A 17208-nucleotide genomic window follows, 5' to 3' on the forward strand; every position below is an offset into this window, starting at 1 on the left:
TAATTTATTTTGAAATGAATTTACCATCTTCTTTAAGGTTTAAAATTTTATTTGAAAAAGGGCTTTTTACAGTCATATTGTAACCCATACTATGATTTTCAAGTTTTAGTTCTAATTTTTTGCCATCTATAATTATTGCCGATGCATTTAAACTATCAATACTTGTCGCATACTTCCCATGTTTAGCATAGTGTGCTTTTTGCGCTCTATACAAGGTATATAATTTCCATTTTATTTTTTCGTCTTGCGGAATTATAAATGTTTCATCATCAGCGGCATTTGAAGAAAAGTACACATACCCCCATTTCTCTGGTTCATGCATATTAATAACGCCCATTGGAGACCACACCCAATTATATTCGGGTAAGAACTTACCATCTTTTCCCTTTTTTCTCGAGTAAATACCATTATTAATATCATGTTGCCAGTTTACTCTCGAAAAATTCACACGCCAAAACTGATCTCTTGGTACATTATCTTGGTTATATGCTGTTCTTAGATCTTTAAAAGGAATAGCAATTTCAAGAGTCCAACTTTTATCTGTATCATTAGGGTTATTTAAAGTACCATCAATACTTACCGCCGATTTTAACCCCGTAAAATTCCAATCATTTAATACAGGATTATTAGACTCTCTATAAGGCTTTCCTATAAATAAGTCCCAGGCAGTATTAAGCGCATTTATTTCTAATTCGTAATAATTATGCGTATCTCCATCTGGATCTATAAACACTTCAAAATCATTATTATAAAAAATTATTTCGTCATGTAATTCTATATCCGCCCAAATATGCGGTTCTTTCATTTTTGCCAAAATATAATAATAGTTTTCATCCCAAAGCATTTTCACATTGGTTATGTATTTGGGTGTTTTATCCCCTTCAATGTCAATAAAATCATGAGTCCATTTTGCTTTTTCCCAAGCCGGCTCGTTTGCTTCCCCATCAATAGTCATAATTTCCGTGGTCTTATGAGCCACATACGTTTGAGGAATCATTTCTTTTTTAGTTTGAGCACAACTAATGATAGAAAAACAATAAATAAAAGTGAGAAAAAAATTAAATTTCATAATATTAAACTTCAATACTTATAAACAATTATCTTTTGTAAACTGAATGATTCCAATCAATTTACTAAATACCAGAGCAACTACTGTATCTGCGATTTCTATCTATACCAATATTTCACTAAATCCTGTAAAAACATTCATTTTATACTACTATATTGTCACATCAAAAAACTTCAGCAAACATATTGCCAACAGGAACTACAGTACTATTAAAAATACTATTTGATGTGAGTACAACATTCCTATTCTATCATTAGATTTTCAGAATAGCTCCAAATAATTTCTTTATTGTTTACAGGTCTATTTTGCCAAGGAATTGTACTCACTTAATCAAATTTTATTATTCTAATTCGGTAACTTCTTTACTTTATCTAACCATGTAAATTTAAGTATAACAGATGTGATTATAAATACTACAAGGGCTATTAATGCTTTTGGATAATCTCTGATCATAAAATAAATTGGTAAAACAATCATGCTGGATTGCCATATGATACCAACCATACAGTTTAACATATCTAAAGCAAATCCTTTATTTTTAGCAAAGTTTTTGTCTTCATTTTTCAATTCTTTAAATACAGGATGCCACCACCCCCATGGACGCACATCTTTGTAAAAAGATTTTAATACTTCCATAGATGTTGGTTGGGTTAAAAAAGTGCCTAAAAATGATCCTAAAAGCGACACAGAAAATATAATAGGAAATAAGTAAATGGCATGTATATTACCCAAATCATATAACAGTGACCCTGTTTCAAAATCACCTTTATTCTGATCTAATACAAACTGTAAAGTAGCTACAATTAAACCCGATAGCATACCCCAAAAATACCCCCATCCATTAAAACGCCACCAAATCCATTTTAAAAAATTAGCAGCAACATAACCTCCAAAAAGAGCACTTGTAATCCATAATGTTAATGAATTTATGGAGTCTGCAAAGAAACCCATAAAAACACCAAGAGCAACAACTATAAAGGATGCTAAATGACTGGCCTTAATATAATGTTTACTGTCTGCATTTGGCTTAAAATATTTCTTATATATATCGTTTACAATATATGCTGGACCAGCATTAACAAAAGCTGAGAATGTACTCATAAAAGCAGCTAATAACCCTGCTAACAAAAGCCCTTTAATGCCTACTGGGATGTGAAAGTTAATCACTTTAGGTAATAGAATTTCTAAATCGTTACCATTTAAAAGGGGATTACTATTCATTTCCGGGCTTAAAGTAACTAAAGCAATAACAACGATTCCAGAAATTAATAAATATCTGGGAATAAACAGAATGAGATTTGTAAAACCACTCATATATGCAGCTTCTTTAACTGTTTTTGTAGAAAGAATTCGTTGTAAATCAAAGCTTGGTGTTGGGCCTGCGATACTTGCAAAAAACCCTTTAAAAAGCGACATTCCAATAAAGGCGCCAAACATTTTAAAACCTTCTGCATTAATTAAATTATCAAAAGCTACGTATTTTTCATTCCAATGTTGACCCAATTCCCAATCAAAGAAAACGTTTTTCCATTCTTCGGAAATAACATTAGCTATCTCAATATCTGTAACAGTAATAAAAGCATAAACAGCTACTAAAAGGCCTGCAATAACCATAATACCATATTGTAAAACTTCGGTTGCCACCACAGAAAACATGCCTCCTTTTACAGTGTAAACAGTTGTTAAAAATATAATTATAAGTGCATAAGACTGCTCAGAAGTTAGTAAATGCATGTTATTAAACTGAAGGCCTAAATCCCATGGCAAAATTATAGTCATAAATTTACCGACCCCTTCAAAAAAGTAAGCAATGAACCCAATGGCTGCGACTATAGCAAAAACAGCTACAATGATATGTGAAGCTCTGCCAGCCTTAGCATCCCCAAAACGTGTTAAAATCCATTCTGAGCCTGTCATGATATTTGATCGTCTGATCCAAACAGCCAAAAACATCATAACAAAAATCTGATTCCAAATGGGCCATAGCCACATAAACATAAAGCTCTTTACACCGTAAAGAAATAGTATGCCCACCATCCAGGCAGTACCCGAAACATCGAACATACCAGACCCATTACTTAGTCCTAAATAATACCATTTAATAGTTTTACCTCCAAGAAAATAAGAATCTAATCCTTTTGAAGCTCTTTTTGAAACCCATATCCCAATAGCTAGTGTTAAAATGACATAAGCTATTATAATTGACACATCAATATTGTCCATTATTCCTCTATACTTTTAATTACACCCCAGTTTTTGTTAGGTTCAGATCCCATAACAAAATGTAATTTCCCACCTTTTATTAAGGTTTGATGTGTTATAGATGTTTTATTGAAGATTTGGTTATTTAATGTTGCTGATTGTATATATATGTTTTTATCTGAAACATTTTCTGCTTCGATCACAAAAGATTTTCCTCCTGAAAGATTAATAGTTGTCTTTTCAAATACAGGACTTCCTATTTCATATGTAGCCGATGCTGGGTTTAATGGATACAGCCCTATAGAGCTTAAGACATACCATGCTGACATTTGACCACAATCTTCATTACCACTTAATCCATTTGGAGTTGTGTTGTATTGTGTATCCATTATTTTTCTAGCCCAATATTGTGTCCTCCATGGTTTGTTTGCGTGATTAAATAAATAAGCGATATGATGACTAGGTTCGTTACCATGCGCATATTGACCAATTAACCCGGATATATCTGCGGACGTATTATCCCCGGTAATTTCTGAGCTTTCAGTAAAAAGTTGCTCTAACTTATTAGTAAATACTTCATTATTTCCATGAAGCGAAATAAAATCTTCAACGGCGTGAGGCACAAACCAACTATGTTGCCACGCATTACCTTCTGTATAATCTGTATGCTCTCTATGATTAGAATATTTGGCATCAAAAGGTTCATTCCACAATTTTCCATCTTCATATTTTCCGCGCATGAAGCCTGTTTCATTATCAAATAAATATTGATAGGCTTTTGATCGGTTTAAGAAAAGAGTATAATCTTCTTCTTTTCCTAAAGCTTTTGCCATTTGTGCTACACACCAATCGTTATAAGCATACTCTAAAGTTATAGTTACAGATTCATCTAATAAGTTATAAGGAATGTATCCGTACTTTTTATAATGATTTAATCCGCGTTCATCTTGCATCATAGTTCCTTTCATAGCTTCATAAACTTTTTCTGCATCAAATCCTTTAATCCCTTTTAAATAAGCTTCAACTATTACCGGGATAGAATGATACCCTGTCATGGTATTCGTTTCATTACCATACAGTGTCCAGACAGGAAGTATCTTTTTAGTTTCGTAATATGCCAACATACTGTTAATGATATCTGAAACCTTATCCGGTGCTATTAATGTAAGTAATGGTTGTTCGGCTCTAAAAGTATCCCAAAGTGACAGTGTTGAATACGCCGTATAATTTTGAGCCCTAACAATACTGTCATTTTCCATTCTAAATTGCCCATTCTTATCACTAAAAGTAACTGGAGCTAGTTGTGAATGGTATAATGCCGTATAAAATATTGTTTTTAAAGAATCTATAGGTGTTTCAACTACGATGTTTGAAAGTGCCTTGTTCCAATTCTTTTCTGCTTCTACTTTTATAGTTTCAAAATTGAATGCTCCTGCTTCTAAATTTTCTCTAGCATTGTTTACACTAACCGACGACAAAGCAACTTTTACTTGTAGTTCATTAGTATTATCGGCTTCAAAAAACAATTGTACTGTTGACTTTTTTCCTTCTGCATTATCTTTTTCAATTCTAATTCCGTCAGTAAAAAGATTGTGTTTTGAAATGGGTTTAGAAAATTTGGCTACAAAAAATACTTTCTGATTTCTTGCCCATCCTTTACTAAAACGATACCCACTAAGTGTATATGTATCTTCAATAGCTAAAGATGTTTTTTGTACTCTATCCCAGTTCATCTCAAATCCAAGATCGACTACAACAGATTGTTCATCTCCTTTGGCAAATGTATATTTATGGCTTGCCGTACGCTGTGATGTCGTGAGTTCTACATTAACGTTGTGATCTTTAAGAAACGTTTGATAATACCCCGGAGTAGCACTTTCATTTTTATGACTATAAGAAGATTTATAAGGTAAACTATCGCGAGATTTAGGGTATAAAGATAAATCTACTTCTTTATTAATTGGCATAAACAATATATCTGCCAAATCACCAATACCAGTTCCACTTAAATTTAAATGAGAAAACCCGATTGCAATAGAATCTGAATAATGATAACCAGAACACCAATCCCATGAACTAATTCCGTTTACAGGGCTAACTTGCAACATGCCAAAAGGAACCGTTGCACCTGGATATGTATGCCCATGCCCTCCTGTACCAATAAAAGGGCCTACCTGTGCTGTTAAATCCAATGACCCATTTTCTTTATTTGATTTATCTACTTTTTTAGAGCAACCAAATATTGAAACTACCACTAAAAGGTATAAGTATTTTTTTTTCATAAAAATAATTTAGTATCGATAACCATATAAAAGTTCATAATTTTAACATGAAATAAAATAAATTTAGACGGATGACGTGTGAACTCAGTCAAACATCAAAAAAATCCATTCAACTTTATTGTATAACAATGACATGTTATATTTTGACTAGTCTATTTTATTATTACCGTAATTCTAAGGGGCCGGGATTCACGGAAGCTATTTATATTCAACAAAGACAACATTAGTAGGCTTTCCTTTTCATAGGGTTAATGTCTATTTTAAATATTTATTATGTTACTATAAAACGAAACCTTTTTGAGGTTTTAAATATCCCTAAGCGAATCAATAAATACTTATTGAACTCATCTAAATTTTTTCAATTGGCTAAAATGCCTCTTTTATATATATCACGTGCACACCTGTTCTTGTCTTTATTCCTTACAAAACAGCTCTATGCAAATCAAAAAAACTACAAATGGAAATGAAATTGTTAATTTTCGCTACATCCAAAAACATGTATACAGCTTGATTGGGTAGTTTAAACGAGTTCATTATTAATCGTTTAGATTTCTATACAGTTTGCTAATCTCAAATTTCTCGTCTGAAGTGCCATTTTTAAATGGAATCATATAGAAACTGTATGAATGTTTTTCATTTCCTTTATACCTATATTGTTCTTGTGGTTTAGAATACCAACTATCGTCCCCACCAACACCACGTTGCCCCAAATCAATATTTAATTGCACTAAATTCTTCTCTTTTATATCTATAGTATGCTTACTCTTATTTGATGTTTTATAATCCGTACCACCTGTAGTATCAAAATCTTCATTTTCCATATGAAGCGCACTAAAGCTTAATCCTTTTTTATCTCCAGAGACGAATAACAAACCGCTATTATTTTCATCAGAAAGAGCAATCCATCGCGTATCTGTTTTATAACCATTGTCTTGAGGACGAATGTATGGCACATATTGATCAGCAACTTTTGAAGTGTATAAATCAATAAAAGTTGAAGCATTTCGATCTTGATAATTCTCCCATGGGCCTCTACCATAATAGTTCAAGTTGTCATAGGTTTTTGCGAGTTGCAAGCGCATTCCTATTCTCGGAATATCGCCTTTGTATGTTGTAGTATTTAATGTATTGTTTATTTGAACAACGCCATTACCATAAATTGTATAGATGGATGTGAAGCTTGTTTCAACTGACGGAAGCGTATATGTAACTGTCATTAATATACTCCCATCTGTAGATTCTGTAGTATTTAAATCGGTAACTTTAAGATTGTTTGAAGCAATTTTCCATCCAATATTTCTCTTGTCCATCTGGTTTCCAAAATCGTTATCGGTCACCGCTCTCCAAAAATTTGGTTTAGGCCCTTTACCATCTATTAATAATTCCTTATTTTTATATTGATAAGATGTCATTCTTCCTTCATTTTTACTGAAAACAATTTTTAGACTCTTACTAGAAATGGTAATTTTTCCGTTGGAATTTTTAACAGATAATTTTGAATCTGTTGTCATACTCGTTTTTGCTTTTTTGAATTTACTTACTAGCTCTATTTGTTCATGAGCCAGCTCATATCCTGAAGGCAAAATCCCCCATTCCTTTTTGGTGGTTGCAGCTATTTCTACGAAATATTCGGTATTTTCTTTAAATTCAACATCTTTTAAAGGGATACGAATAAGCTTCCCTGTATGTGTCTCAACAGAAATATCTTCAAGTGAAATGGTTTTTAAAACGTTTCCATCTGCTTTTATTTGAGCTTTAAAATCAAATATATTAAGATTAGTAAAATCATATAGATTCTCTACAAGTAGCCTTAACTCGTTGTGTCTGTTTATGCCTTTATATTTAAAATTGATGAACTCATGAGCTTTCTTAACTTCATAAAGTGCTGGTTGTGGTGTGCGGTCTGGAAATACAATACCGTTGTTAAGAAAGGTATTATCAGTAGGCATATTTTTTCCATAATCACCTCCATAGGCATAATATCTTTCTCCACTTTCATTGGTTTTCCAAATAGACTGGTCTACCCAATCCCAAATAAATCCGCCCTGAAGATTATCATACTGTTCAATAATATCCCAATAGTCCTGAAAATTCCCAGTACTGTTTCCCATAGCATGAGCATATTCACTTGGGATAAAAGGACGATCTGTTTTGGACCTGCCAATCTCTTCAAAACGAGCAGGAGAAGGATATTGAGGCACAATAATATCGGTATTAGTATCCATGTCGTATAAACTACCATCATAATCTTTATAAGGACGTTCATACTGAACAGGACGCTTAGTAAGGTCATTGGCCTTAATGGCATCATAGCCTTTAAAAAAGTTAACCCCATTTCCTGCTTCGTTTCCCATTGACCAAATAATTACAGATGGATGGTTTCTGTCACGTTTTACCATGCGAACCATTCTGTCAACATGAGCATTTTCCCATTCAGCTTTTTTAGCCAAAGAATACTTTCCGTAATACATTCCATGGGATTCTATGTTTGCTTCGTCTACAACATAAATCCCATAAATGTCACATAACTCATAAAACCGTCTACCTCGAGGATAATGACTTAAACGAACCGCATTAATGTTGTTCTCTTTCCAAAGACGAATGTCTTTCATTATTAAGTCTTCAGACATCACATGACCGGTTTCCGGGTCGGCCTCTTGGGTATTAACACCTTTTAATGTGATACGTTGTCCATTTACCAAAAGTAACCCGTTTTTAATTTCAACTGAACGAAAGCCAATTTTTGATGAAGTAGTTTCCAGTAAATTTCCTCTACTATCTTTTGTTTCCAAAATTAAAGTATACAGACTGGGGTGTTCTGCACTCCATGGCTTTACATCAGGTATTGTTGTTTTAAAATTAGTAGAAGTTTTTTGAAAACTTTTAATATTAACTGTTTTGAAATTAGAAGCAACACTGTTGTTATTTACATCTAAAACTTGATAAGATAAGGTTATACTTTTCCCTTTATTAAGGTGATTTGTTAAATCAATATCAATTGATAATTCACCATTTTTATAGGCGCCATCTAAAATGGAGTTCACTTCAAAATCTTGAATCCGAACTTTGGGTTGCGCATAAATAAACACATCACGTTCAATGCCACTGATACGCCAAAAATCCTGGCATTCTAAATAAGAACCATCGGTCCAGCGGAAAATTTGAAGTGCAATAGTATTTTTTCCAGTTTTAAGGGCTTTGCTGATATTAAATTCGGCAGGCAATTTACTGCCTTGTGAATACCCGATGTAATTTCCGTTAATCCATACAAAACCGCCCGATTTCATAGCGCCAATATGCAAAAACACTTCTTTATTTTTCCAATCTTTTTCTAGATTAAAATCTCTCAAATAAGTACCAACGGGATTGTAGTTATCTGGCACATTTCCTGGGTTTTCGGGATAAATTCTATCCGTAAACTTCATATCATCAGCGACAGGCGCTTTATAATCCGCAAACTCATATTGATGATTTACATAAATAGGTACTCCAAAGCCTTCAACCTCCCAGTTAGCAGGCACTTTAATGTCCTGCCAATTTGTAACATCAAATTGAGGATTCATGAAAGTTGTTGGACGGTCTTTAGGGTTTCTTACCCAATTAAACTTCCAAATACCATTTAACGATTGGTGATAAGTAGACCTATTAGATTTCCGTTCATCAACAGTAGAGAATGAAGTAAACGAAGCATGAGCTGGCAATTTGTTTTCGCTAATGACCTGCTCATTTTCAATGTAGTATTTATAATCTGTAATAGGGTTCTTTTGTTGACTATATATTAAGGTGGACAACAAAAAAAAGGGAAGTATAAAGTAGAAATATCGTATCATTTTTTTTTCTTCACAAATAATTGGACGGTAGCTTTTCATCGGAAACGTTGTTGTAAATTAATCTTCTTTTGTCTTTAATATTTTTTTAAATAAACGAAAAAATGACTAAACTAAAGCAGATCCTGCTCTATTTAAATACATTATTCTATTTTTCTTAAATTATTATCTAGCGTCATAGATTCTAGCTTCTTCAAATCGAAAGAAACGACCTTAGCTCCATATCTGAGTTTTGCTGTATTACCAAGTTTTGATGTCAATTTCACCTTAGTTAAATGGCCATCTTTCCATTCTAAATCTACTTCAAAACCACCTCTGGCAACAAGTCCAGATATTTTTCCTGTTGGCAAAGCTTTGGGTAAAGCTGGCAATAAATTAATTTCGTTAGCATGAGATTGCAGTAGCATTTCTGCAATCGCAGCTGTAGCCCCGAAGTTTCCATCAATTTGAAAAGGAGGGTGCGCATCGAATAAATTTGGATAGGTTCGTTGCGCCCATAATTCCGTTAGATTTTTCCAAATTTTATCACCATCTAGCAAACGGGCATAAAAATTCATGATCCAACCTCGACTCCAACCTGTTTGCCCACCACCTCTAGATAATCGATCCTCAAGGACCATTTCGGCAGCTTTCATATACTCTGGACTATCATTCCAATTGTATTCGTTTGATGGATACAATCCATACAGATGGGAAATATGTCTATGCCCTGGTAATGCTTGTTTCAAGTTTTCATCTGACCACTCCAAAATTTTTCCGTCTTTTCCAATAATAGCCGGGGTTAATTGTTTTAATTGATTAATTAATTTGTTCCTAAATTTTGAATCTGTGTTTAACACTTTAGAGGCTTCAATACAACTTTTAAATAAATGCCTCACTATTTGCAAATCCATAGCTGGTCCCATCGTTACCGAGGCTCTATCTCCATTTGGAGCAATAAATATATTTTCTGGAGACATTGAAGGTCCAGTTACCAAAAGGCCCGTTTTTGGATTTTTAACTAAAAAATCTGAGAGAAAAAGAGCAGCCTCCTTCATTACAGGGTAACCATATTCTTCAAGAAATTGCTTGTTCTCATTAAAAAGATAGTGTTCCCAAATATGAGTTGACGCCCAGGCAGCTCCCATAGGCCACAATCCATATTGAGGTTCTCCAAAGGAGGTTGTAAAATGCCATACATCGGTTGTGTGGTGCGCTGTAAAACCTCTTGCTCCATATAATTCTTTAGCCGTTTTTCTTCCATTTGTACGAAGCTCACCAACAAACTTTAAAAAGGGTTCATGAAACTCAGAAAGGTTTGTGATTTCTGAAGGCCAGTAATTCATTTGAACGTTAATATTAATATGGTAATCAGAGTTCCAAGCAGGTTTTAAACCATCTGCCCAAATACCTTGCAAATTTGAAGGTAAATTTCCTTTTCTGGAGCTGCTAATTAGCAGATAACGCCCAAACTGAAAATACAATGCGGCCAGGGAAGGATCATAAACACCATTCTTTTGAGCATACACTCTTTCGTTAGTAGCGAACTTTGAAGCTTCAGTTGCGGGGATTTCAAAGGACATTCTTTGAAAGTACTGTTGATAATCAGCAATATGATCTGCTAAGATATCATTGTATGTTCTATCGTCAAGTTTTTGCTGATATGTATCACAAATATGAGCTGGGTCTCCTCCAGAATAATTTGTCCCTGCTATAATTCTTATTTCTAAGCTATTTGCTTTTTGGACAACCAATTGTCCATTTTCAACACTTGTTGTACCTCCGTCCATTTTTACCAGAATGCGGCATTCAAACTTTACGCCCTTGCCATCGCTCAAGTGCTGAGTCATAATTAGCTCGTTGTCTCTGACTTGCACTATTTCACCTTCTCCTGGTCTTGTAAGTAACAGGGCGCAAGAAATGGCTTCTTTTGCATCTGACGAAGCTTGCATGACAATAGCTTGATCTATCGCCGATGAAAAGACTTTTCTATAATGCCAATTTCTGCCTACCTTAAATTTAGTAGATACCGTGGCATCCTGTAAATTCAATTCTCTGGTATAATCGGAATACCTTTCAACGCCTTCATAATGAATTTCAAGATCGCCCATGGTTTGGTAGGTATTTGTACCACTTGGCAATCTCTTTCCCATTAATTTTTCTTGGGATAATCTTTCGGCTTCTTTATAGTTTCCTTGAAATAACAGATTTCTAATCTCTTTGATATATTTATAGCCTCCTTTTTTATCAGTCAATTCTCCTCCTTTGCTCCAAATGGTTTCTTCATTAAGCTGAAGTCTTTCCGTGGTAATTCCGCCAAAAACCATAGCCCCCAAGCGTCCGTTGCCAATAGGCAATGCTTCATTCCAATTTGAAGCTGGTCGGTTGTACCACAATTTTAGATTTTGAGGTGTCTGTGTAAAAACAAACGATAAATTGAGAAGTGCGAACAGAAGGAAAACCGTTCTTTTAATATTTGTAATAGTTATCATTCCTTATAGTATTTATACTGTATATTTTTTGGTTTTCAAATAGACCATATAAAAGCGCTTTGATTAGTTCGCAAGTTATTCTTTCTTCTAAAAAATGTCTACTTCAAAAGCCACATACTGTAATACTATTTTTGCCCAACTACCATTTTTATTCACCCGTTGTGGAAGTTTAATTTTAAAATAGAAAACTCTGGAAAGTATTATTTTTAAAGACTTCTTTTGTTTTTTGGGTTCTCTCACTATTTTTTAGTTACATCAGGTACTTTTTATAACATAAATTTAGGACTAAATCGAACCTATTTTTTTCATGCTATTTGGCATGGATATAGGTATCATTTATAACCTACATTAAACCATATAATACTTAAATAACGCAGTTATTACTTTCAATGTTTTTTTAACCAACTACAAAGTTATATTTGTAGTATATCTCCATAAGAGTAAGTAGGTTTAAATTTATGGATTTAGATTTGGGAGTAAAGAAACTGTCCTATTAGACAGTTTCTTTTTTGTTTGGAATTGTTTTTATTCGTTATTTTTTTAAGAAAGAGCCATCAAGTAATCTTCAAGACTTTTAATCAAGATCAATGAAGTCTATTATACCACTTCTGTTATAATTCCAAAAGGATTTTCAATAGAATGCATTGGATTTGTAAACCATTTAGGACCTTCTTTAGACATGTAAATATGATCTTCGTGACGAACACCAAATTCATTGGGTACACAAATCATAGGTTCGTTACTAAAACACATGCCAGGCTCTAAAATAGTATCATCATTTCTAACAATGTATGGCCATTCGTGAATATCCAAACCAATACCATGTCCTGTACGGTGTGGTAGCCCCGGTAAATTATAATCAGGTCCTAAGCCATGCGATTCTAAAACAACTCTTGAAGCATCATCCACAGAGGCACAGGTTTTTCCTAACTGTGCTGCACTAAATGCGGCTTGTTGGGTTTCTTTTTCAATACTCCAAATACGTTTTTGTAATTCGGTTGCTTCACCAAAAACGTATGTTCGGGTAATATCTGAGATATAATCATGTAATACACATCCTGTATCAATAAGCACAACATCGCCATCTTCTAGATCCTTGGGGGCTTTTACGCCATGTGGAAATGATGTATCTACGCCAAACAACACAATACAAAAATAAGAGCCTGAAGAAATACCATAACGTTTATGAGCTTCATGAATAAAGTCGGTGACTTCTTTAGCACTGATACCGACCCTTAAAATTCTAGCAGCGGCTTTTTGCACCTCTAAAGTAATATCCATAACATATTGTATGATAGCGATTTCCGCTTCAGATTTTATCATTCTGCACCCAGCGGTAATAGGTTTGGCATTAACCAACTCAAATTTTAAATTTGCTTTTAAAATACCATCTGTTATAAAAAAAGGCGTTGCTTCATCTATAAAAATAGCACCACTATTCACACTGTTTTCAGAACATATTTGAACAAATAATTTATAAGGGTTTTCATGTTCATTCCAGCAGTTAACTGTGCCTTCAATGCACATAAAATCTAACACGGTTCCTTTTTCGAATTCAGGAGCAATATAGTGTAATGTACCATTCGGAAATAACAAAGCACCAACCATACGCTCACTAGACCCCCATCGTAATCCTGTAAAATAATACAGATTAGTTCCTGCATGCAAATACATCACTTGTGCCTTTTGAGCTTGCATTAATTTACAAGCTTTATCAATACGTGCAAGAAACTCGTCCTTTTGAATAGGGTTAACTAAATGTGCCCTTGGTGTTATAGCATTTAACTCTGCTTCGATGGTAGACCCACCTATTCCGAATGTACTCATAAACTATATAATTTTAAAAGGTTCTATCTGGGTGAAAAGGTTGTAGGTCTAATGAAGGCTTTTTATTTGAAATCACCTCTGAAACCAACTTACCCGTGGCAGAGCCCATACCCCAACCCATCATAGCATGTCCTGTTGCCATGGTCAAGTTAAAACATTTTTTAGACTTTCCAATGTATGGCAACCCGTCTGGTGATACTGGACGCAATCCTGCTTCTGCGTCATTTTTTTCCTCTTGATTTAATGCGATTTCCGGGTAATAGTTTGTTACAGCATTAGCAATGGCATCAACTCTTACTCTATTAATGTTATGGTTAATACCCGCAATTTCCATAGTACCAGCAAAACGTGTAAAACCATTCATAGGTGTAATGGCTACTTTAGCTTCGGCTAATATAGCTGGTATTGTTATCCCTGTTTCTTGTTCAGAATTAATGCGATAACCTTTCCCCGCTTGCAACAATAATTGTAAATCTAATTTTTTACTCAATAATGCACTCCAAGATCCTGCTGCCAAGACAAATTCATCTGCTTTATGAGATTGCTTATTTGTTGTAATAGATGTGATATGCCCTTTTTCTAAGACCATATCATTTGCTGTTTCATTGGTAAAAAATGTCACTCCAGATATTTTTAAATACGCTTTCATATCTTCCATAAACTCATGTGGCGTCATGTGCGAATCACATTTAAAATAGGTCGCTCCTTTCACATTAAATGCGACATTAGGCTCTAGTTTTTTTAAGTCTTCTAAACTAATTTCTGAAGCATCCAATCCATTTTGTTTAGCAATATGTACTACCTCAATTTCTTCTTCAAGCATCTTATCAGATTGACACAACATCAGCAAGCCTTTTTTTTCATAATGAAATTTGAAGTCTTCATCTTGTTTTATATTACTATACAGTTCTTGACTTAACAATGCAATAGCTTTAATTACAGGAATTGTTTTATTAACATGTTTTGCTGTACACGATTTATTAAACGCCCAAGTCCATTTTAAAAAATCAACATCCAAGCGTGGTTTAATATACAACGGACTCGATTTATCGAACATCCATTTAATGCCTTTTTTCATCACACCCGGTGCTGATAATGGGATAATATGACTTGGCGATAAATACCCTGCATTTACATAAGATGCTCCCGCATCTAAATTGGATTGGTCTATAATAGAAACTTTATGCCCCTCTTTTTGAAGGTAGTAAGCAGAACACAAACCAATGATACCACCGCCTATGATTATAATATTTTTACTCATTTATTGTCCTAAAGAAAAATTCCAAATAGGTTTTACTCCTAAAAGGTGTTCAACAAAATAATTCCATCGTTTTTTAATAAAATAATTTCTATGCTTACCCACATAACCATGCCGTTGGCTTGGTAGTATTAACAAATCAAATTCTTTATCGGCATTTATTAAAGCTTCAGCAAATTTAAAGGTTGCAGAAGGGTTTACATTATCGTCTAACCCACCATGAACTAACAACAATTTCCCTTTTAAATTTTTAGCATTGGTAATGTTTGAGACCTCTTGATAAGATTCATCTACAGGCCACCCTTGATACATTTCCGGCCACCACGCTTTTTCCATTCTAAAGTCGTGATCTCCAGAACTAGCAACACCTACTTTATAAAAATCTGGAAAAACAACCATAGCACGCCCCGTATCAAAACCACCTGCCGAATGTCCAAAAATACCAACTTTATCGGTATTTATCCAACTATATTTTTTGCCCAGATATTTAATGGCTAATATATGGTCCTCTAAATTGTTTCCCATGTTTTTATAAGAATGGTTATGAAACGCTTTTGAACGTCCCGAAGTTCCTAAACCATCTACATTCATCACAATAAACCCCAGCTCTGCCAACGATTGATTACGAAATGCTCTATCAAATGACTTTGAAAAAACCTGCGTATGGGGGCCCGTGTATGTAGCATCAATTATGGGGTATGATTTTGAAGCATCAAAATTGGTTGGTTTCCATATAACGCCATAAATAGTGGTTTTTTCATCTTTAGCAAGAAGACTAAAAACTTCTGGAGACTTCCACCCTTTTGAAACAACTTCAGAAACATCAGCTTGGGTTAATTCAGTTAAAATCTTACCAGTTTTTGAGGCTCTTAAAATCGTTTTTGTTGGAATATGTACTGTAGAATAATTATCTACAAAGTACTTACCATCTTTTGAAAATGACACAGCATGATGTTTGTTTTCGGGAGTTAATAAAGTGGTTTTTCCTTTTAAAGTGACTTTGTATACTTGTTGATGGTATGGGTTATTACTCGTTTCTTTTCCCGATGCTAAAAAGTAAACATCGCCACTAGATTTATCAATATGGTTTACATCATTAATATAATAATCGCCTTTTGTAAGTGCTGTTATTTTATAGGTTTTTAAATCCAAACTATATAACTGCCTCCATCCACTTCTTTCGGAAAGAAAAATGATTTTTCCTTTTTCTTCTAAATTAAAATATCTGAAATTATCAATATTTGTATTACTGGTTTCGGTTATTAATGTACGCTCTGTATTGGTATTTAAATCAATTTGTTTTACATACTCTTTTTGAAAGCCCCGCTCCAAGTAATTAGCAAACAAGACACCGCTTTTATCAGACCAATTTGTAGAAATTGAATTTATATGTGTACCTTTAGGCAGGCTTGTTTTTACTTCTTTTTTAGTGTCAATATTATAAAAAACAGGTTTTTCATATACCATCGTTGTATCGCCTGGTGATCCTCGATAATAGGATAATAATTTCGGCTTGTATAAGGAATCTTTACTCCAATCGAGCAAATACATTTTTTCAGCATTACTAAGGTCAATAACTTTGGTTGCTAACCATTTAGAATCTGGAGACCAGCTAACTGTAAAGCGTTTTGGACGTTCGCCGTTTTCTCCTTCCATAATATCATACCAACCATAATAGCTGGCATACTCGTAATTTTTTTTGCCGTCGAAACTTAATTGGTGTACGTTGTTCGTTTCGGTAGATTTAATATAAAGGTTATAATCTTTTGAATAAGCCACCCATTTACCATTAGGCGATTTACTTTCTAAAGGATTATTTTCTGCTTTCTTTTCTTCTTTAAGTTCAAGCTTATAGGATTCTAAATTTAAAACATAAGACTTTCCTAAAGTATTAAAAGATAGTTTTTTTTCGTTTTCATATTCAATCTTTGAAAGCGAAAGGTCTGTCGGTTTTATTTCTTCTTTGAAAGTTTCCAGAAACGCTTTTGCCAACTTTTCATGATCAAATAATAGTGTAGCTTCTTGATCTTTTTTGAAATGTACTGTTTTATAGGTTTTTCCTTTTTTAGAATATTCTATAAACCATATTCCTGAGCCATCTTTAAACCAGTCAACGGGTGTGTCAAGGTTGAAAACTGTTTTATTATTGTAGTTATTGTACATATAACTTACTGCCCGTTTGTAGTCTTCCTGTGATAAATTTTGTGACTGCAACGTTGCAGTCACCATACTTAACACATATACTAAATAATAAAAATGTTTCATCTGTTTA

Annotated in this window: 8 protein-coding genes; all 8 read right to left on the minus strand. The window is 33.9% G+C overall.

Annotated elements, in window-relative coordinates:
- Positions 1-4: 4 nt before the first annotated feature.
- The 8 genes from Q4Q47_RS01120 to Q4Q47_RS01155 all read right to left on the minus strand — a co-directional run bounded on the left by Q4Q47_RS01120 (position 5) and on the right by Q4Q47_RS01155 (position 17201).
- Positions 5-1069: a carbohydrate-binding family 9-like protein gene (locus tag Q4Q47_RS01120; RefSeq protein WP_303304813.1), complete on the minus strand. Its 1065-nt coding sequence runs from the start codon at positions 1067-1069 to the stop codon at positions 5-7.
- A gap of 345 nt (positions 1070-1414) precedes the next feature.
- Complete coding sequence (locus Q4Q47_RS01125) at positions 1415-3292, minus strand: sodium:solute symporter family protein (protein WP_303304814.1); 1878 nt, start codon at positions 3290-3292, stop codon at positions 1415-1417.
- Complete coding sequence (locus Q4Q47_RS01130; RefSeq protein WP_303304815.1) at positions 3292-5553, minus strand: GH92 family glycosyl hydrolase; 2262 nt, start codon at positions 5551-5553, stop codon at positions 3292-3294. The genes Q4Q47_RS01125 and Q4Q47_RS01130 overlap by 1 nt, the downstream gene beginning before the upstream one ends.
- A 536-nt stretch (positions 5554-6089) precedes the next feature.
- Positions 6090-9383 (minus strand): glycoside hydrolase family 2 TIM barrel-domain containing protein, encoded by a 3294-nt coding sequence (locus Q4Q47_RS01135; protein ID WP_303304816.1) that lies wholly within the window; start codon positions 9381-9383, stop codon positions 6090-6092.
- Between the two features lie 140 nt (positions 9384-9523).
- Positions 9524-11851 (minus strand): glycoside hydrolase family 95 protein, encoded by a 2328-nt coding sequence (locus tag Q4Q47_RS01140; RefSeq protein WP_303304817.1) that lies wholly within the window; start codon positions 11849-11851, stop codon positions 9524-9526.
- Positions 11852-12448: 597 nt separating this feature from the next.
- Positions 12449-13678, minus strand: a complete 1230-nt coding sequence (locus Q4Q47_RS01145) for a M24 family metallopeptidase (protein WP_303304818.1) — start codon at positions 13676-13678, stop codon at positions 12449-12451.
- A gap of 13 nt (positions 13679-13691) precedes the next feature.
- Positions 13692-14939, minus strand: coding sequence for an NAD(P)/FAD-dependent oxidoreductase (locus Q4Q47_RS01150; RefSeq protein ID WP_303304819.1), 1248 nt, complete (start codon positions 14937-14939; stop codon positions 13692-13694).
- Positions 14940-17201, minus strand: coding sequence for a S9 family peptidase (locus Q4Q47_RS01155; RefSeq protein ID WP_303304820.1), 2262 nt, complete (start codon positions 17199-17201; stop codon positions 14940-14942).
- Between the last annotated feature and the right edge of the window lie 7 nt (positions 17202-17208).

The organism is Flavivirga spongiicola (assembly GCF_030540825.1).
GTDB classification, from domain to species: domain Bacteria; phylum Bacteroidota; class Bacteroidia; order Flavobacteriales; family Flavobacteriaceae; genus Flavivirga; species Flavivirga spongiicola.